Origin of the sequence: Arenimonas donghaensis DSM 18148 = HO3-R19 (genome assembly GCF_000743535.1) — a bacterium.
Classification (GTDB): Bacteria; Pseudomonadota; Gammaproteobacteria; order Xanthomonadales; family Xanthomonadaceae; genus Arenimonas; species Arenimonas donghaensis.
In genome coordinates this window covers 173,799-190,864 of record NZ_AVCJ01000023.1, presented here as the reverse complement: position 1 = coordinate 190,864, position 17,066 = coordinate 173,799, and the positions used below count along the sequence as shown (strand labels likewise).

The window sequence follows — 17,066 nt, the reverse complement described above, 5'->3', positions numbered from 1 at the left end:
TCGACATGAAGTGGGTGGACCTGCGCAGCGACACCGTGACCCAGCCCACCCCGGCGATGCGCCAGGCGGGACTGTCCGCGGCGGTGGGCGACGACGTCATGGGCGACGACCCCAGCGTCAATGCCCTGCAGGATCGCGTCGCCGGGGAGCTGGGCTTCCAGGCGGCGCTGTACGTACCCAGTGGCACCCAGTCGAACCTGCTGGCGCTGATGGCGCACTGCGAGCGCGGCGACGAATACCTGGTCGGCATGGACGCGCACACCTACAAATACGAAGGCGGTGGCGCCGCCGTGCTGGGTTCGATCCAGCCGCAGCCGATCGTGCAGGCCGAAGACGGCAGCTTGCCGCTGGATTTGCTCGAGGCCGCGGTCAAGCCGCTGGGCGATCCGCATTTCGCGCGCACGCGGCTGCTGGCGCTGGAGAACACCTGGCACGGCAGGCCGCTTCCGCTGGATTACCTGGCGCAGGCCGGCGCCTTCGCCCGCGAACGTGGGCTGGCCTTCCACCTCGATGGCGCCCGTCTGTACAACGCCGCGGTAGCCTGCGGGGTGCCGGCGTCACAGATCGCCGGGCATTTCGATTCGGTGTCGGTGTGCCTGTCCAAGGGACTGGGCGCGCCGGTCGGCTCGGTGCTGGCGGGTTCGCGTGGCCTGGTCGACAAGGCCCGGCGCTGGCGCAAGGTGCTGGGCGGTGGCTGGCGGCAGGCCGGCATGATGGCGGCGATGGCGCACCACGCGCTCGACCACCACGTGGCGCGCCTGGCCGAGGACCACCGCCGCGCGGCGACGCTGGCCGACGCGCTGCGATCGCTTGGCTTGGCGGTGGACGGCGCGTTCACCAACATCTTGTTCGTCACCGTGCCCGACGGTCGCCAGGCCGGGTTGGCGAAGGCGCTGGAAGCACGCGGCATACGGATTTCCGCCGGGCGCGGCGCCCGTATCCGTCTGGTGACGCACCTGGACGTGGACGATGCCGGCCTGGAGCGTGTCATCGAAGGCTTTCGTGAATTCTTTGCCTGAGCCCTGCCCCTGTAGGAGCGCCTTCAGGCGCGAATCATTTCTTTGCCAAAGGCAAAGTCAGAAAATTCGCGCCTGAAGGCGCTCCTACAACAACGGCTCAGGTCGCCGAGCGCTGCTCGGCCTTCTGTTCCGCGACTTCCTTGCCGACCTTGGCACGGCCGGCCATTTCGGCACCGGCGTCGTGCGGCAGGCGGAACATCATCCAGGCCGACAGCGCCGAGATGACGCCCACGGTGAGGAACGCCCAGCCAAAGTTCACCGGGTCGGCCTGGTCGAGGCCGGTCAGGCTGGACGCCACCAACAGCGCATACCCGCCGATGGCCACGCCCAGCGCCAGCGAGAACTGCTGCATCATGCCGGACAGGCTGCTGGCCTGGCCCATGCGTGCGGGATCCACCTCGGCGTAGCTGATCGCGTTGAGGCTGGTGAACTGCAGCGAACGGAAGCAGCCCGAGACCAGCAGCACCGCCATGATCACCCAGTGCGCGGTGTCGGCGCGGAACAGGCCGAAGCCGGCCAGCATCGCCGAGGCCAGCAGCGCGTTGATCCACAGCACGCGCCGGAAGCCGAAGCGCCGCAGCACCGCGGCCGCCATGGTCTTCATGAAGATCGCGCCGACGGCAGACACGAACGTGATCAGGCCCGACGCCAGGGGCGTCAGTCCGAATCCCAGCTGCAGCATCAGCGGCAGGAGGAAGGGCGTGGCGCCGATGCCGATGCGGAACAACATGCCGCCGACCACGCCCGCGCGGAACGTCGGCAGCGCCAGCAGGCCCAGGTCGATCAGGGGATGCGGATGCCGACGCGCGTGCCAGACGTAGGCCGCCATCGCGCCCAGGCCGATGACGAGCGTGCCAATCGCCACCGGCGTCGATACCAGATGCCGGCCCAGCGTCGAAAACCCGAACAGGGCCAGCGCCAGGCCCAGCCCCGACAGCGCGAAGCCGGTCCAGTCCAGCGGCTTCACCGGTTCGCGCAGGTCCGGCACGTAACGCCAGGCCAGCACCATGCCGACCAGGCCCATCGGGATGTTGATCAGGAAGATCCAGCGCCAGTCGCTGTAGGTGGCGATGAAGCCGCCGATCGGCGGCCCCAGGATCGGCGCGACCAGGGCCGGGATCGTCAGCCAGCTCAGGGCCTGCACCAGTTCGTGCTTGGGTATCGAGCGCAGCAGCACCAGCCGCCCCACCGGCACCATCAGCGCGCCGCCCATGCCTTGCAGGAATCGCGCGGCTACGAGTTGTTCCAGGCTGGCGCTGGCCGCGCAGGCCAGGGAGCCGACCAGGAAAACGCCGATCGCCAGCATGAAGGTGCGTTTGGCGCCGAAGCGGTCGGCCACCCATCCGCTGACCGGGATGAACACCGCCAGGGCCAGCAGGTAGGCGGTCAGCGCCAGCTTCAATGCGATGGGCTCGGTGCCCAGGTCGTCGGCGATGACCGGCAAGGAGGTGGCGATCGCCGTCGAGTCCATGGTCTCGATGAACAGGGTGGTCGCGACGATCAGGGACAGGCGGCGGCCGGCGTTCACGGGCAGGCCGACCGGGGGCAGGACGGGGGCATGTCCCGAGCCTCGCCCATGCCGGCGGCGTGCCGCAAGCCGGGGACGCGAAACAGGCGCTCCCGGCACTTGCGGACAGGCTCGGCCGGAATTAGGTTAGCCCTTACGTAAATACTGCCGGAATCGCCATGAGCTTCCTGTCCGTGCAGGGCACGCTTGCCCTGGCCAGCCGCCTGAAGGTGCTCAGCGAGCGCAGCTACGACCTGGTCGACCAGGTCTACCGCGAGCACGGCATCGGCCTGCAGGCGCGCTGGTTCCCGGTGCTGCGACTGCTGGAGCAGCGCGGGCCGCTGAGCGTCGGCGAAATCGCCCGCGAGATCGGCCTGACCCACTCGGCCATCAGCCAGATGGCGACCAAGCTGATCAAGGGCGGCTGGCTGCAGCGCGAACCCAGCGCCGGCGACCGCCGCCAGCGGGTGCTGGCCCTGAGCCCGCGCTGCCAGGACGAACTCAAGGCGGCCCGGCCGCTCTGGCAGGCCATGCGCGCCAGCGTCGAGCGACGGATCATGGACACCGGCGTCGACCTGCTGGGCGCGCTGACGCAGTACGAGGCCAGCCTGGACGAACAGCCGCTGCCGGCCGACGTGGCGCGCCGGGTGCAGCTGCGCAAAGCCGATTCGGTGCGCATCGTGCCGTTCACCGCGGAACTGCGCGAACACTTCTACCGGCTCAACGCCGAGTGGCTGGCGCGCTATTTCCAGATCGAACCGATCGACCACGCCGTGATGTCCGAGCCCGAGAAACACATCATCGAGCCCGGCGGCAGCATCCTGTTCGCCCGGGTCGGCGACGAGGTCGTGGGTACCTGTGCGTTGATGGTCGACGCGCCGGGCGTGTACGAGCTGACCAAGATGGCCGTCACCGGTGGCCACCAGGGCCTGGGCATCGGCCGCAAGCTGATGGAAGCGGCCATCGCCGAGTTCCAGCGCCTGGGCGGCAGCGAACTGTTCCTCGAGTCCCAGCGCCGGCTGCAGCCGGCGTTGCGGCTTTACGAATCAGTGGGCTTCGAACACCAGCCAGGCACCAAACCCGGCAGCCACTACCAGCGCGCCGACGTCTACATGATCTGGCGCGGCGGGGCCTGAGGCCCGCCTAGGCGGCGAGCCCGTAGCTGCGCAGCAGGGCGTCGGGATCGGGTTCGCGACCGCGGAAGGCAACGAAACTCTCCAGCGCCGGGCGCGAACCGCCGACGGCGAGGATTTCGCGGCGGTAGCGGGCGCCGGTGTCGGCGTCGAACACGCCGGCCTGTTCGAAGGCCGAGAAGGCGTCGGCGCTGAGCACCTCCGCCCACAGGTAGCTGTAGTAGCCGGCCGAATAGCCGCCCGCGAAGATGTGGGTGAAGGCGTGCGGGAACCGGTTGAACGCCGGCGGGCGAATCACCGCGACCTCCTCGCGCACTTCTTCGAGCAGTTCCAGCGTGCGCGGGCCTCGGGCGGGGACGTATTCGAGGTGCATGCGGAAGTCGTACAGCGCGAACTCGAGCTGCCGCACCAGGAACAGGCCGGCGTGGAAATGCCGCGCCTGCAGCATCTTCTGGTACAGCGCGTCGGGCAGGCGCTCGCCGGTCTGGTAATGCTTGGCGAACAGGTCCAGGGCCTCGCGCTGCCAGGCGAAGTTCTCCATGAACTGGCTGGGCAGTTCCACCGCATCCCACTCGACGCCGCTGATGCCACCAACGCTGGGCCAGTCCACTTCGGTCAGCAGGTGGTGCAGGCCATGGCCGAATTCATGGAACAAGGTGACTACGTCGTCGTGGGTCAGCAGGGCCGGGGTGTCGTCGTTGGGCGGGGAAAAGTTGCAGGTGAGGTAGGCCACCGGCTTGTGCGCGGACTTCCCGTCGTTCAAGCGGGCGCGGCATACGTCCATCCAGGCGCCGCCGCGCTTGCCGGCACGGGCGTAGTGGTCGAGGTACACGCCGGCACGCACGGTGCCGTCACCATCGACCACGTCGAAGAAGTGGACGTCCTTGTGCCAGGTGTCCACGCCCTCGCGTTCGACCAGGCGCACGCCGAACACGCGTTCGGCGACGGTGAACAGGCCGCGCATCACCGCCGGCAGCGGGAAGTAGGGCTTGAGGTCTTCCTCGCTGAAGGCGAAGCGCGACTCGCGCAGCTTCTCCGAGGCATAGGCCACGTCCCAGGGCTGCAGGTCGGCGATGCCCAGGGCATCGGCGGCGAAGACACGCAGTTCCTCAAGCTCGCGCTGCGCCACCGGGCGCGCCTTGGCGGCCAGCTCGCGCAGGAAGCCCAGCACCCGGTCGGGCGTGCCGGCCATCTTGTCGTCCAGGGATTCGTGCGCGGCCGAGTCGAAGCCAAGCAACTGCGCGGCCTCGTGGCGCAGGGCCAGGATCTGGCCGATGCGTTCGCTGTTGTCGTATTGGCCCGCGTGCGGGCCCTGGTCGGACGCCCGGGTGCTGGTGGCGGTGTAGATCTCCTCGCGCAGCGCACGGCTGTCGGCGAAGGTCAGGATGGCCTGCACCACCGGGCCCTTGAGCGTGGCCAGCCAGCCGTCGGCGTCCTTCTCTTTCGCCATCGCGCGCAGCAGGTCGCGCGCCGAGGCGGGCAGGCCAGCCAGCTCGGCTTCGGTCACGGGCCGGGTCCAGGCGTCGGTGGCGTCGAGCACCGCTTCCTCGAACGCGGTTTCGAGCTTGCTCAGTTCGTTCTGGATCGCCTTGAAGCGCGAACGCGCCGGCTCTTCCAGGGCCACGCCGCTGAGCTTGAAGCCACGCAGGCTGTCCTCGACCAGGGTCTTGCGGGCGCGGTCGAGCTGGTCGAAGCCCGGCGCTTCACGCAGCGCCTTGACCGCGGCGTATAGCCCACGATGCTGGCCGAGTTCGGTGGAATGTTCGGTCAGCTTCTCCAGCGCGGCCGAGTAGGCCTCGCGCAGCGCCGGCGAGTCCTTCACCCCGTGCAGGTGGGAGGCCGGGGAGAAGGTGCGGCCCAGGGTTTCTTCCCAGCGCTCGAGCGGCGCCATCAGGCTTTCGAAATCGCGGGCCTGCGCATCGGCGGCGAGGCGCTCGACCTCGGCGCGGAAACCGGCCAGCACCTGGTCGACGGCGGGAATCACGTGTTCGGGCGCGATGGCGGAGAACGCCGGCAGTTCGGCGTCGGCGAGCAGGGGGTTGTGGTCTGGGGTCATGGCACACCTATGGCGGCTGCGAGTCTTGAATTCAAGGCCTTTGCCCCTGTGGGAGGGACTTCAGTCCCGAAGGCTTCGGGACTGAAGTCCCTCCCACAGGGGCAGACGAACTAGCGGGTCAGGAACTTGACGACGACGTCGGCCAGCTTGCCGAAGGGCGGGTCGAAGATCTTCATGCCGTTGAGCCGCGACTGGTACATCACGGGCATTGGCTTGGTGAAGGTCATGAAGCCGGCCTCGCCGTGGTACTGGCCCATGCCGCTGGGCCCGACGCCACCGATCGGCAGCGAGTGCTGGCCGAACTGCACCAGGGTGTCGTTGACGCAGACGCTGCCCGCGACCACGCGGTCGAGCGTATGGCGAAGGCGGGCGCGCTGGTTGTCGAAGGGATAAAAAGCCAGCGGCCGGTCCCGGCCCAGGATGTAGTCGATCGCCTTGTCGTGGCTGTCGTAGGACTTGACCGGCAGCAGCGGGCCGAAGATCTCCTCCTGCATCACCCGGGACTCGTCCGGCGGGTCGAGCAGCACCGTCGGCGGGATGACTTCCACGCCCGGCGGGGGCGGGTCGCCATCGGGCCGGTGCTGCACCACGCTGACGCCGCGTTCGCGGGCATCGTCGAGCCAGCTCCGCAGGCGGTCGGCCTGACGCGGATTCACAATGGCGGTGTAGTCGGGGTTGGCCACCAGCTGCGGGTAACGACGGCGCACCGAGGCCATGTAGGCCCGCACGAACGCGTCGCGCTGTTCGCGCGGCACCAGCACGTAGTCGGGCGCCACGCAGGTCTGGCCGGCGTTGAAGCACTTGCCGGCGGCGATGCGGTCGGCGGCCTGTTCGATGGGATAGCCGGGCGCCACCAGGGCCGGCGACTTGCCGCCCAGTTCCAGCGTCACCGGCACCAGGTTCGGCGCCGCCGCCGACATCACCGCGCGCCCGACCGTGGTCGATCCGGTGAACAGCAGGTGGTCGAACGCCAGTTCGCTGAAGGCCGCGCCCACCTTGGCGTCGCCCTGCACCACGGTGACGCGTTCGGACGGGAACACTTCGGCCAGCAGCCTGGCCAGCAGCTGCGAGGTACGCGGGGTGTGCTCGGACGGCTTGAGCATGACGTGGTTGCCGGCGGCGATGGCGTCGGCCAGCGGAATCAGGGCCAGCTGCACCGGGTAGTTCCAGGGCGAAACGATGCCGACCACGCCCAGCGGCTGGCGGCGGATCTCGGCCCGCGCCGGCAGGAAGGCCAGGTTGACGCCACGCCGCTCGGGACGCATCCAGCGCCGCAGGTTGTGGCGCAGGTGGCTGATTTCATCCAGCGTGACCATCACGTCGGCGGCCAGGGTTTCGTGGCGGGAGCGCCGCCCGAAGTCGGCCGATACGGTCCGGGCGATGTCGTCGCGGTACCGGCGCACGGCTTCGCCCAGGCGCTTGAGATCGTCCATGCGCTGGCGATAGGTCGGAGGATTGCGCTGCTGCGCGGCCCGCAGGTGGGCCAGCAGGGGGCGCAGATCCTGGGCGGGCTGCTCTGGCGTGTCCATGGCCCCAGTGTAAGGCCTGTCCTCGCCGGGCAGGGGCGCCCTCTACCGCTTGCGGACGGGCTTTTTCACTTTTTTCGCGCCCTGGGCCCCGCCGGCCTGCGCCAGGAGGCGCCGGAAGGTCGGGCACTCCAGGTGGCTGGGTGCCGGGCAGACCGCCGCATGGCGAAGCCCGTCGCGCATGGCGCTGAGCTTGCGGATGGTGGCGTCGAGCTGGCCGGCCTTGGCGGCCAGCATGTCGCGGTCGATCCTGGGTCGCCCGTCGGGCCCGAACATCCGGGTGATCTCGTCGAGCGTGAAACCGGAGGCGCGTGCCAGCGCGATCAGGGCCAGGCGCTCCATGACCCCGGCATCGAAGACACGACGCAGCCCACTGCGGCCGACCGAGCGGATCAGGCCTTTCTCATCGTAATAGCGCAGCGTTGACGCTGGCAGGCCAGAGCGTTTCGCTACCTCGGCGATATCCATGCGAAAACCCCTTGACCTCAAGTCGACTTGAAGTGGCACTGTGCTGTCCATCGCCTGCAAGGGCAAGTGCCTGGAGACGACAATGGAACCCTGGACCAGCACGATCCTGGTCGGACTCGGAGCGACGCTTGCGCTCGATGCGTGGACCGTCGTTCGCCGGCGGGTTTTCGCCGTCCCGCTTCCTGACTACCGGCTGGTGGGGCGGTGGCTGGCCCACATGGCCGGCGGGCGTTTCCGCCACGCAGCCATCGCCAGGTCGGCGCCCATGCGCGGCGAAAGCGTGCTCGGGTGGGTGGCCCATTACCTGATCGGCATCGCATTCGCGATCCTGCTCCCCGTGCTCCTGGGCCCGGGCTGGTTCTGCCGCCCCTCGCTGGCTCCCGCCCTGCTGGTCGGCATCGCAACCGTTGCCGCGCCCCTGTTCCTGATGCAGCCCGCCATGGGCGCCGGTTTCGCCGGCAGCCGTTCCCCCCGCCCCTGGGCGAGCCGGCTGCAAAGCCTGGTCTCGCACGCGGTTTTCGGCCTGGGGCTCTACGCGACGGCGTGGGCCATCCGGCCGCTGTGCGACGGCGCATAAGCAACGAAGTCCTGTTCACCCCCAACCGACACAAACAATCCTGGAGAACGTCATGCACATACCCCCTCGTTTTGCCCCCATCCTATTCGGCGGCCTGCTTTCGGCCGCCATGGTCGCCATCGTGTCCGCCTTCGTGCTGGCGACCAACCAGGGCATCCACCCCGGCTTCGCGACGCAATGGGCCAGGAGCTGCGCCACCACCTGGCCGGTCGCCTTTGTGGCGGTGACCCTGCTGGCACCGCGGGTGCGGCGGGTCGTCGCCAGGTTGACCGGCCAGGCGTGATGCCCCCGGCCCTGGCCACGGGAGCCAGGGGTTAGAATCGCGGCATGAACCTGCGACCTTTCAAGGGCATCACGCCCACCCTCGGCGCCCGGGCCTACGTGGACCCGGCGGCCACCGTCATCGGCGACGTTCACCTTGGCGAAGACAGTTCGGTCTGGCCCGGCTGCGTGGTGCGCGGCGACGTCAACCACATCCGCATCGGCGCACGCACCAACGTGCAGGACGGCACCATCATCCATGTCACCCACGAAGGCCCGTTCACGCGGCCCGGGGGGTTCCCGACGCTCATCGGCGACGACGTCACCATCGGCCACGGCGCCATCGTGCATGCCTGCACCATCGGCAACGCGGTGCTGATCGGCATGGGCGCGACGGTGCTCGACGGCGCGGTGGTCGAAGACCATGGCTTCGTCGGTGCCGGCGCCGTGGTGCCGCCGGGCAAGACCGTGCGCAGCGGCGAGCTGTGGCTGGGCAATCCGGCCAAGCCGGTCCGGAAGCTGTCGGACAAGGAAATCGAGCAGCTCTACTACAGCGCCAAACACTACGTGAAACTCAAGGACGCCTACCTGGCGCCCTGAGCCCCGGCGCGCGGCTCAGTCCGCGGTCTGCAGCGAATCGGCCCGCGCGCTGAGCGAGGCGAACACCGGGTCGGTGTCCGGGCGCTTGCCGTGCCAGAGGGCGAAGCTCTCGGCGGCCTGTTCGACCAGCATGCCGATGCCGTCGAAGCGGTGTTCGCAGCCGGCTGCACTCGCCCAGGCCATGAAGGACACGGCGGCTTCGCCATAGCTCAGGTCGACGGCCAGCGAGCGGTTGCCCGCCAGCGAAAACGGCAGCTCGATGCCGCCGCTGCGGCCCGCCGATGTCGCGTTGACGATCATGTCGAAGGCGCCCAGGTTGCCCAAGTCGGCCCAGTAGCGCGTATGCACGCGGCCCGGCTCGCCCAGGGCATCGGCCAGGGCATCGGCGCGTTCGGCGGTGCGGTTGACCACCCACAGCTCGCCGATGCCGGCATCGAGCAGGGCCGGCGAAACGCCGCGGGCCGCGCCCCCGGCGCCCAGCATCAGTACGCGGCGGCCGCGCAGGTCGAGACGGCGACGTTCGGTGAGGTCGTGCACGAGCCCGGCGCCATCGGTGTTGTCGCCGTGCCATTGGCCATTGAGCCGGCTCAGGGTGTTGGCGGCGCCGGCGCGGCGTGCCCGGTCGCTGGCTTCGGTGCACAGGGCCAGCGCGCGCTCCTTGTGCGGCAGCGTGACGTTGGCACCCAGGCCGCCGCTGGCGGCGAAGGCACCCAACGCATTGGCGAAATCCCCCGGCGCGGCATCGATCGCCGCGTACTGCATGGCGATGCCGAGCTGGGTGCCGAAGGCGGCGTGGATGCGCGGCGACAGCGAATGCACCACCGGATGTCCGAATACGGCGTAGCGGGCAGTCATGTCAGTCCTCCTTGAGCCAGCGCGCCGCATCGAGCGCGAAATAGGTCAGCACGCCGTCGGCACCGGCCCGCTTGAAGCCCAGCAGCGCCTCGAGCGCACAGGCGCGTTCGTCCAGCCAGCCGTTCATGGCCGCGGCCTTGAGCATCGCGTACTCACCGCTCACCTGGTAGGCGAAGGTCGGCACGCCGAAGTGGTCCTTCACCCGGCGCACGATGTCCAGGTAAGGCAGTCCCGGCTTGACCATCACCATGTCGGCGCCTTCGTCCAGGTCCAGGCCGACTTCGCGCAGGGCTTCGTCGGAGTTGCCCGGGTCCATCTGGTACGTGGACTTGTTGCCCTTGCCCAGTGCGCCGGCACTGCCGACGGCATCGCGGAACGGTCCGTAGAACGCCGAGGCGTACTTGGCCGAATAGGCCAGGATGCGGGTGTTGACGTGGCCGGACTCTTCCAGGGCTTCGCGGATCGCGCCGATGCGCCCGTCCATCATGTCGCTGGGCGCCACCACGTCGGCGCCGGCGTCGGCGTGCGACAGGGCCTGGTTCACCAGGGCTTCGACGGTATCGTCGTTGCTGACGTAGCCGTCGGCGTCCACCAGGCCGTCCTGGCCGTGCGTGGTGTAGGGGTCGAGCGCGACGTCGGTGATCACGCCCAGCTGCGGGAACTCACGCTTGAGCGCCCGGATGGCGCGCTGGGCGAGGCCGTCTTCGGCCCAGGCTGCGGCGGCGTCGAGCGACTTGGCTTCCGGCGCCGTCACCGGGAACAGCACCAGGGCCGGGATCCCCAGCGCCACGGCGTCGGCAGCCGTGCGCAGCAGCTCGTCCACGGACAGACGTTCGACGCCCGGCATCGAAGCCACGGGGGCGCGGCCACTGGCTTCGTGCACGAACACCGGCAGGATCAGGTCGTCGACGCCCAAGCGGTTTTCGCGCACCAGCCGGCGCGAGAACTCGTCGCGGCGCAGCCGGCGCGGTCGGGTGTAGGGAAAAGCCATGCAGTGCATCCGTGGAATTTGACCGGCCCATGATACGCCGGCTGCGCGGCCGCTAAGATTCCCCCATGACCGGCGCCCGTCCCCTGCCACGCTCCGCCCGCATTTGCCTGTGGGCGTTGGCCGCCCTGGTGCTGGCGTGCTGGGCGGGTCCGTGGCTGCTGGGCCTGCCCGACCCGCATCGCCCGGACTGGAACGCCCTGTCGTCGCCACCGTCGTTCGCCAGTGGCCACTGGTTCGGGACCGACGCGATCGGCCGCGACATCCTGGCGCGCACGCTGGCGGGCGGCCGGCTCTCGCTGACCATCGGCGCGCTGGCCACGGCGGTCGCGCTGATCATCGGCCTGGCCTACGGTGCCGTGGCCGGTTATGCCGGCGGCCGCGTCGAGCGGGGCATGGTGCGCGGCCTCGACGTCCTGTCGGCGCTGCCGTTCCTGCTGATCGTCATCCTGCTGCTGGCCCTGTTCGGGCGGTCGCTGTGGCTGCTGTTGCTGGCGATCGGCGGCTACGTGTGGATCGACCTCGCCCGCGTCGCCCGCGCCGAGGCCGCGCGCCTGCGGGAGATGCCGTTCGTGCTGGCGGCGCGTGCGGCCGGCGCCCGCTTCGACCAGGTGCTGCGCTGGCACCTGCTGCCCAACCTGCTGCCCCTGGGGCTGGTCTACCTGGGCCTGATCCTGCCGCAGGCGATCCTGGTGGAGAGTTTCCTGGGCTTCCTGGGCCTGGGCGTGGACGAACCCGCCGCGAGCTGGGGCGGCCTGCTGGGCGAAGGCACCCAGGAATTGGACGTCGCGCCCTGGTCGCTGCTGTTCCCGGCCGGTTTCCTGGTCGCCACGCTGGCGGCCTTCCAGTTCCTCGGCGACGGCCTGCGCGACTGGCTCGACGTGCGCGGGGAGGGAGCTTGAGCGCGCTGGCCCTGCATGGCCTGCAGGTGCACGCCGGCGACCGCCGGCTGCTGGGCCCGGTGGACCTGGCGCTGCCGGCCGGCGAGTGCCTGGGCCTGGTCGGCGAAAGCGGCAGCGGCAAGAGCCTGACCATCGCGGCGCTGCTGGGCCTGCTTCCGCCGGGATTGCGGGCCCGGGGCGAGCTGGCGCTGGACGGCCGCCGCATCGCACTGGGCAGCCCCTCGCACCATGCCCTGCGCGGCCGGGTGCTGGCCTGGGTGCCGCAGGATCCCCAGTCGGCCCTGCATCCGCTGCGCACCGTCGGCGCCCAGCTGGAAGAATCCCTGCGCCAGCTCCGTGGCCTGGACCGCGTCGGCGCCCGACGCGAAGCCCTGTCCCTGTTCGACCGCCTGCAGCTGCCCGACCCACCCCGCCTGCTCGACCGCCATCCGCACCGCTTGTCCGGCGGCCAGCGCCAGCGCGTCTTGCTGGCCCTGGCCCTGGCCGGCAATCCGCGCGTGCTGTTGGCCGATGAACCCACGTCGGCACTGGACCCACGGCTCGCCGCCGAGGCCCTCGCCCTGTTCGACACCCTGCGCGAACAACTGGGCGTGTCGGTGCTGCTGGTCAGCCACGACCTGCCCCTGGTGGCGCGCCATGCCGGCCTGCTGGCGATCCTGCGCCGGGGCGACGTGGTGGAGCAGGGCACCAGCGCCGACATCTTCAGCGCACCCGGCCATGACTACACCCGCCAGCTGCTGGCCGCCGACCGTTTGCCGGCGCTGGTTCCGCAAGCACCGGGCCCACGCCTGGTCCGCTTCGACGCCGTGCAGGTGCGCTATCCCGGCCAGCCGGCCCCGGCGGTGGCCGGCATCAGCCTGGACCTGCACCGCGGCGAATGCCTGGCCCTGGTCGGGGAAAGCGGCAGCGGCAAGTCCAGCCTCGGCCGCGCCTTGCTGCGATTGCTGCGCAACGGCGTCGGCGGCCGCATCCACTTCGACGGCGAGGACCTGCTGGCCGCGGGCCGGGTGCGGCTGCGGGCACTTCGCCGGCGCATCGGCGTGGTCTTCCAGGATCCGTATGCCTCGCTGGACCCGCGCATGCGGGTGCGCGACCTGGTGGCCGAACCGCTGCGCATCCACGGCCTGGACCCAGCCGGGGGCCGGCCCGCGAAGGTGGCGTCGTTGCTGCAGGACGTCGGCCTGGATGCCGCACTGGCCGACCGTTATCCCCACCAGCTTTCGGGCGGGCAGCGCCAGCGCGTGGCTATCGCACGCGCCCTGGCCACCGACCCCGAACTGCTGGTCTGCGACGAAGCGGTGTCCGCACTCGACGCCCAGCACCGCGCCGGGGTGCTGGCGTTGCTGTCACGACTAAAGCGCGAGCGCGGCCTGGCCGTGCTGTTCATCACCCATGACTGGCCGGCGGCGCGATCGCTTGCCGATCGCTGCGCGATGCTTGCCGACGGACGCCTGGAAGCGGTCGGCGCAACCGTGCAAGTGCTGGGCGGCAGTCTCGCAGCGGACTGATATAGTCGGTCGGACCCACCGGGAAAGGGTTGTCCGTTTGAAGCCACGCAGTCCGCATTCGTCCAGCGCCGCGACCACCACGCCACCGCGCGCCGAGGCCCTGCGGCTGCGCGCAGACGACCCTGCCGAGCTGGCCGCGGAGGTCCAGCGACTGCGGGTGGACGTCGAGCGGCTCGGCCGGGCCGAGCGGCTGCAGCGTGCCCTGTTCGCGATCTCCGACATCGCCAGCTCGGGCGAGGACACCGCCACGGTGATGCGCGGCCTGCACGAAATCGTCGGCCGGCTGATGTACGCGGAGAACTTCTACATCGTCCGCTACGCGCCCGAAACGGACACGATGCGCTTCATCTACTTCGCCGACAGCCACGATCCGATCCAGCCGGACCCGGACGAGGAAATCCCGGCGGAAGAAATGGGAAACAGCCTCACGCTGGCCCTGATCCGCCACGGCAAGCCGGTGCTGGGCCCCTCCGCCGACGTGCGCACGCAGCTGGGCGTCGGCCGCGACGAGACCCTGGGCCCGGACAGCGAGGACTGGCTGGGCGTGCCGATGGTCGACGAAGGCGTGGTGCGTGGCGCGGTGGTGGTGCAGAGCTACGACCCCGATTCGCGCTACAGCGAAGACGATCGCGCCCTGCTGGGCTACGTCGCCCAGCACATCCTGACCGCCCTGGCCCGCCGCGACGCCCAGGAAGAACTGGAACGCCGCGTGGACGAACGCACCAGCGAATTGCGTGAGCAAGTCGCCGAGCGGGAGCGCAGCGAGCGCCTGCAGGCGGCGCTGTTCCGCATCGCCGAACAGGCCGGCCGCAGCGAAAGCATCGAAGTCTTCTACGCCGAAGTGCACGGCATCGTCAGCGCGCTGCTGGACGCACGGAATTTTTTCATCGCCCTGCTCACGCCAGACGGCCAGGAGCTGGACTTCCCCTATTCGGTGGACGAACGCGACCAGGCACGTCCGCGCCGCAAGCTCGCCCGCGGCCTCACCGAGTACGTCCTGGCCAGCGGCGAACCACTGCTCACCGACCGCGACGGCATCCACAGCCTGGTCGCCCAGGGCAAGGTTCAATCCTTCGGCACGCCGTCGGTCTGCTGGCTGGGCGTGCCGCTGCAGATCGAAGGCGCCGTGGCCGGCGTCATCGCGGTCCAGAGCTACACCCCCGATTACCTGTACACCAAGCGTGACCAGGAACTGCTCAGCTTCGTGTCCTTCCACATCGCCCAGGCGCTCGAGCGCCGCCAGGCCCACGAATCCCTGCGCGAGGCCTACGCCGAGCTCGAACAGCGCGTCGCCTCGCGCACCAGCGAACTGGCCGACACCAACCGCGAGCTGCTCGACCAGATCTCGGTGCGCGAGCGCATGGAGCACAAGCTCAAGCACGAGGCCATGCACGACACCCTGACCGGCTTGCCCAACCGCAGCCACCTGCTGGGGCGCATGGGCATGGCGCTGTCGCGCTACCGGCACGACCCGGACCAGCTTTTCGCGGTGCTCTTCCTGGACCTCGACCGATTCAAGGTGGTCAACGACTCGGTCGGCCACCTGGTCGGCGACGAGCTGTTGAAGGAAGCCGCGCGACGCATCGGCCGCTGCGTGCGCGACCCGGACATGGTGGCGCGCCTGGGTGGCGACGAGTTCGCCATCGTGCTCGACTACATCAGCTCGGCCGACGACGCCGTCGCCGTGGCCGACCGCGTCATCCGGTCCCTGGCCGAACCCATGCGCATCGCCGGCAAGGAGCTCTACACCTCGGCCAGCATCGGCATCGCCATGGTCGACCCGCGCTATCGCAGCCCGGAAGAACTGCTACGCGACGCCGACGTGGCGATGTACCGCGCCAAGGCCACCGGCCGGCAGCGCTACGCGATCTTCGACGAGCAGCTGCACGAGGCGGCGCTGAAGCTGCTCGAGCTCGAAGGCGACCTGCGGCGCGCGCTGCAGCGCCATGAGTTCGTGCCGCACTACCAGCCCATCCTCAGCCTGGCCGATGGCCAGCTGGTCGGATTCGAGGCGCTGATGCGCTGGCACCATCCCGAGCGCGGGCTGTGCATGCCCGGCGAGTTCCTGGGCACGGCCGAGGAAACCGGCAGCCTCGAGCACATGGACTGGCAGATCTACGAACACGTCTGTCAGGACATCCGCCGGCTGTCGGTGGGCCGCGCCTACGTCACGCTCAATGTTTCGCCGCGCCACCTGCGGGCGTCCGATTTCGACCAGCGCCTGCTGGAGTTGATGTCCCGCCATGACGTACGCCCCGCCAACCTGCGCCTGGAGGTCACCGAGGGCGCGCTGATGGAGCAACCCGAACAGGTGCAGGCCTGCCTGGGTCGCCTGCGCGAGGTCGGCGTGATGACGCTGCTCGACGATTTCGGCACCGGCTATTCGTCGCTGAGCTACCTGCACCGCTTCCCGCTGCACGGCCTGAAGATCGACCGCAGCTTCGTGCACGAACTGCGCAGCGGCGAAAGCGGCGGCAGCACCGCCATCGTCCGCGCCATCCGACTGCTGGCCGATTCACTCGGGCTGGAGGTCATCGCCGAGGGCATCGAAACCGAAGAGCAGCGATACCAGCTGCGCCTGCTGGGCCTGAGCCTGGGCCAGGGTTACCTGTTCTCGAGGCCCGCCTCGATCGACCAGATCCTCGAGCGCTACGGGCTGGCGACGGCCTGAGGCGCCAGCAGGCCTTCGGCGCGCAGCCAGGCGATGGTGTCGGCCAGCAGCAGGGGCAGCGGCGTGCTCCGATAATCCAGTTCACGCTCGGCCTTGCTGCTGTCCACGGCCAGGTGGTGGCAGGTGAAGCAGACCGCCGCCGGCGTCAGCTTCGGCGGCTTGCGGGTGATGCGCGAGAGTAAATCCAGGAGTCGCGCATAGGCCCGGAGCAAGGGCGCCGGCATCGCACGCGTCGGCACCGGCTTGCCAAGCTGGCGGCCGATTTCCGCGACCAGGGCCAGGAAACTGGCGTATTCACCCCCGAGCAGCCAGGTTTCGTCGCGTGCCTCGCGCTGCCAGGCGCGGACGTGCGCCCTGGCCACTTCGCGGACATCGGCGAACGCGCCGGAACCCGGCGGCGCGCCCGGCAACTGGCCGGCGTCGGCCATCCGGATCAGGTTCGACCAGTTGTTGCGATCGCCCGGACCCAGGATGTGCGAAGGCTGCAGGATCAGGAAGGGAAGGCCCGATTCACGCACCAGGCGTTCGGCGGCGTGTTTGTTGCGCTCGTAGTTGATCCACGAATCCCCGCCGCGTTGCGGTGTCTGCTCGCGCAGCGGTCCCGGCGCCCGATGCGAATACGCGGACACGCTGGAGGTGTAGACGAAGGTGCGCACCCCGGCATCGCGCGCCGCCTCGAGCAGGCGCCGCGTACCCCCGACGTTGGTGTCGGTCTGGGCCGCGTCGCCCGGTCCCCAGTTGTTGGTGTCCGAGGCGGCATGGAAAACCGCCTCGACGCCTTCCACCGCCGCGCGCAGGGACGCGGCGTCGCCCAGATGGCCGCGCACCGGCACCGCGCCCGCGGCCGATACCGCCGCATCGCCGGCCGGCGCACGGGACAGCCCGCGCACCGCGGTGCCGGTGGCCTGGAGTTCGCGCAGCAGATGCTGGCCCAGGAAACCCGTGGCGCCGGTGACGAGGACGGTGGTCATGGCGTGGTTCTACCCCAGGGCGCC

At 69.9% G+C, this 17,066-nt stretch carries 15 protein-coding genes; 8 read left to right on the top strand and 7 right to left on the bottom strand.

What is annotated here, in order from left to right; all coding sequences use genetic code 11:
• Positions 1-5: 5 nt before the first annotated feature.
• Positions 6-1,019, top strand: a complete 1,014-nt coding sequence (gene ltaE / locus N788_RS09940; RefSeq protein ID WP_034224411.1) for a low-specificity L-threonine aldolase — start codon at positions 6-8, stop codon at positions 1,017-1,019.
• A gap of 97 nt (positions 1,020-1,116) precedes the next feature.
• Here the strand turns inward: ltaE and N788_RS09935 are convergent, their stop codons facing one another.
• Positions 1,117-2,547, bottom strand: coding sequence for an MFS transporter (locus tag N788_RS09935; RefSeq protein WP_034224408.1), 1,431 nt, complete (start codon positions 2,545-2,547; stop codon positions 1,117-1,119).
• A gap of 158 nt (positions 2,548-2,705) precedes the next feature.
• Between N788_RS09935 and N788_RS09930 the strand changes: the two genes are divergently transcribed.
• Complete coding sequence (locus N788_RS09930) at positions 2,706-3,662, top strand: bifunctional helix-turn-helix transcriptional regulator/GNAT family N-acetyltransferase (protein ID WP_034224405.1); 957 nt, start codon at positions 2,706-2,708, stop codon at positions 3,660-3,662.
• Positions 3,663-3,669: 7 nt separating this feature from the next.
• On the opposite strand, the gene N788_RS09925 is transcribed toward N788_RS09930, so the two are convergent.
• The 3 genes from N788_RS09925 to N788_RS09915 form a co-directional block, all read right to left on the bottom strand.
• Positions 3,670-5,715: a M3 family metallopeptidase gene (locus N788_RS09925; RefSeq protein ID WP_034224402.1), complete on the bottom strand. Its 2,046-nt coding sequence runs from the start codon at positions 5,713-5,715 to the stop codon at positions 3,670-3,672.
• A 110-nt stretch (positions 5,716-5,825) separates the two neighbouring features.
• Positions 5,826-7,244, bottom strand: a complete 1,419-nt coding sequence (locus N788_RS09920) for a coniferyl aldehyde dehydrogenase (protein WP_034224400.1) — start codon at positions 7,242-7,244, stop codon at positions 5,826-5,828.
• Between the two features lie 42 nt (positions 7,245-7,286).
• On the bottom strand, positions 7,287-7,709 hold the full coding sequence (locus N788_RS09915; RefSeq protein ID WP_034224397.1) for a helix-turn-helix domain-containing protein: 423 nt from the start codon (positions 7,707-7,709) through the stop codon (positions 7,287-7,289).
• An 82-nt stretch (positions 7,710-7,791) separates the two neighbouring features.
• Here N788_RS09915 and N788_RS09910 point away from each other — a divergent pair, with 82 nt between their 5' ends.
• The 3 genes from N788_RS09910 to N788_RS09900 are packed head-to-tail and all read left to right on the top strand — an operon-like array spanning position 7,792 to position 9,147.
• Positions 7,792-8,286: a DUF2938 domain-containing protein gene (locus tag N788_RS09910; protein ID WP_034224395.1), complete on the top strand. Its 495-nt coding sequence runs from the start codon at positions 7,792-7,794 to the stop codon at positions 8,284-8,286.
• Positions 8,287-8,338: 52 nt separating this feature from the next.
• On the top strand, positions 8,339-8,569 hold the full coding sequence (locus tag N788_RS09905; RefSeq protein WP_034224392.1) for a DUF2798 domain-containing protein: 231 nt from the start codon (positions 8,339-8,341) through the stop codon (positions 8,567-8,569).
• A 44-nt stretch (positions 8,570-8,613) separates the two neighbouring features.
• The gene (locus N788_RS09900) at positions 8,614-9,147 is read left to right on the top strand and encodes a gamma carbonic anhydrase family protein (protein ID WP_034224390.1); all 534 of its coding nucleotides are present in this window, start codon (positions 8,614-8,616) and stop codon (positions 9,145-9,147) included.
• 15 nt (positions 9,148-9,162) lie between these two features.
• Here N788_RS09900 and aroE read toward each other — a convergent pair whose 3' ends face one another.
• Together aroE and hemB are read right to left on the bottom strand one after the other, a co-directional pair.
• On the bottom strand, positions 9,163-10,002 hold the full coding sequence (gene aroE / locus N788_RS09895) for a shikimate dehydrogenase (RefSeq protein WP_034224387.1): 840 nt from the start codon (positions 10,000-10,002) through the stop codon (positions 9,163-9,165).
• 1 nt (position 10,003) lies between these two features.
• Positions 10,004-10,993: a porphobilinogen synthase gene (gene hemB / locus N788_RS09890; protein ID WP_034224384.1), complete on the bottom strand. Its 990-nt coding sequence runs from the start codon at positions 10,991-10,993 to the stop codon at positions 10,004-10,006.
• Positions 10,994-11,058: 65 nt separating this feature from the next.
• On the opposite strand from hemB, the gene N788_RS09885 reads away from it, so the two are divergent.
• The 3 genes from N788_RS09885 to N788_RS09875 are packed head-to-tail and all read left to right on the top strand — an operon-like array spanning position 11,059 to position 16,071.
• Positions 11,059-11,892: an ABC transporter permease gene (locus N788_RS09885; RefSeq protein WP_034224381.1), complete on the top strand. Its 834-nt coding sequence runs from the start codon at positions 11,059-11,061 to the stop codon at positions 11,890-11,892.
• Positions 11,889-13,400: an ATP-binding cassette domain-containing protein gene (locus tag N788_RS09880; RefSeq protein ID WP_034224579.1), complete on the top strand. Its 1,512-nt coding sequence runs from the start codon at positions 11,889-11,891 to the stop codon at positions 13,398-13,400. The genes N788_RS09885 and N788_RS09880 overlap by 4 nt, the downstream gene beginning before the upstream one ends.
• 37 nt (positions 13,401-13,437) lie before the next feature.
• A complete protein-coding gene (locus N788_RS09875; protein WP_051924548.1) occupies positions 13,438-16,071 on the top strand; it encodes a bifunctional diguanylate cyclase/phosphodiesterase in 2,634 nt (877 codons plus the stop codon).
• On the opposite strand, the gene N788_RS09870 is transcribed toward N788_RS09875, so the two are convergent.
• Positions 16,050-17,042 carry an NAD-dependent epimerase/dehydratase family protein gene (locus tag N788_RS09870; RefSeq protein ID WP_034224379.1) on the bottom strand — a complete coding sequence of 331 codons (993 nt, stop codon included), beginning with the start codon at positions 17,040-17,042 and terminating at the stop codon, positions 16,050-16,052. The two genes, N788_RS09875 and N788_RS09870, sit on opposite strands and share 22 nt — an antisense overlap.
• Positions 17,043-17,066 lie beyond the last annotated feature (24 nt).

What these genes read in the sequence shown, in the direction of transcription:
- N788_RS09870 (WP_034224379.1), bottom strand. Translation starts at nt 17,042, where the DNA reads ATGACCACCGTCCTCGTCACCGGCGCCACGGGTTTCCTGGGCCAGCAT.
- hemB (WP_034224384.1), bottom strand. Translation starts at nt 10,993, where the DNA reads ATGGCTTTTCCCTACACCCGACCGCGCCGGCTGCGCCGCGACGAGTTC.
- N788_RS09910 (WP_034224395.1), top strand. Translation starts at nt 7,792, where the DNA reads ATGGAACCCTGGACCAGCACGATCCTGGTCGGACTCGGAGCGACGCTT.
- N788_RS09905 (WP_034224392.1), top strand. Translation starts at nt 8,339, where the DNA reads ATGCACATACCCCCTCGTTTTGCCCCCATCCTATTCGGCGGCCTGCTT.
- N788_RS09885 (WP_034224381.1), top strand. Translation starts at nt 11,059, where the DNA reads ATGACCGGCGCCCGTCCCCTGCCACGCTCCGCCCGCATTTGCCTGTGG.
- N788_RS09920 (WP_034224400.1), bottom strand. Translation starts at nt 7,244, where the DNA reads ATGGACACGCCAGAGCAGCCCGCCCAGGATCTGCGCCCCCTGCTGGCC.
- N788_RS09900 (WP_034224390.1), top strand. Translation starts at nt 8,614, where the DNA reads ATGAACCTGCGACCTTTCAAGGGCATCACGCCCACCCTCGGCGCCCGG.
- ltaE (WP_034224411.1), top strand. Translation starts at nt 6, where the DNA reads ATGAAGTGGGTGGACCTGCGCAGCGACACCGTGACCCAGCCCACCCCG.
- aroE (WP_034224387.1), bottom strand. Translation starts at nt 10,002, where the DNA reads ATGACTGCCCGCTACGCCGTATTCGGACATCCGGTGGTGCATTCGCTG.
- N788_RS09925 (WP_034224402.1), bottom strand. Translation starts at nt 5,715, where the DNA reads ATGACCCCAGACCACAACCCCCTGCTCGCCGACGCCGAACTGCCGGCG.
- N788_RS09915 (WP_034224397.1), bottom strand. Translation starts at nt 7,709, where the DNA reads ATGGATATCGCCGAGGTAGCGAAACGCTCTGGCCTGCCAGCGTCAACG.
- N788_RS09930 (WP_034224405.1), top strand. Translation starts at nt 2,706, where the DNA reads ATGAGCTTCCTGTCCGTGCAGGGCACGCTTGCCCTGGCCAGCCGCCTG.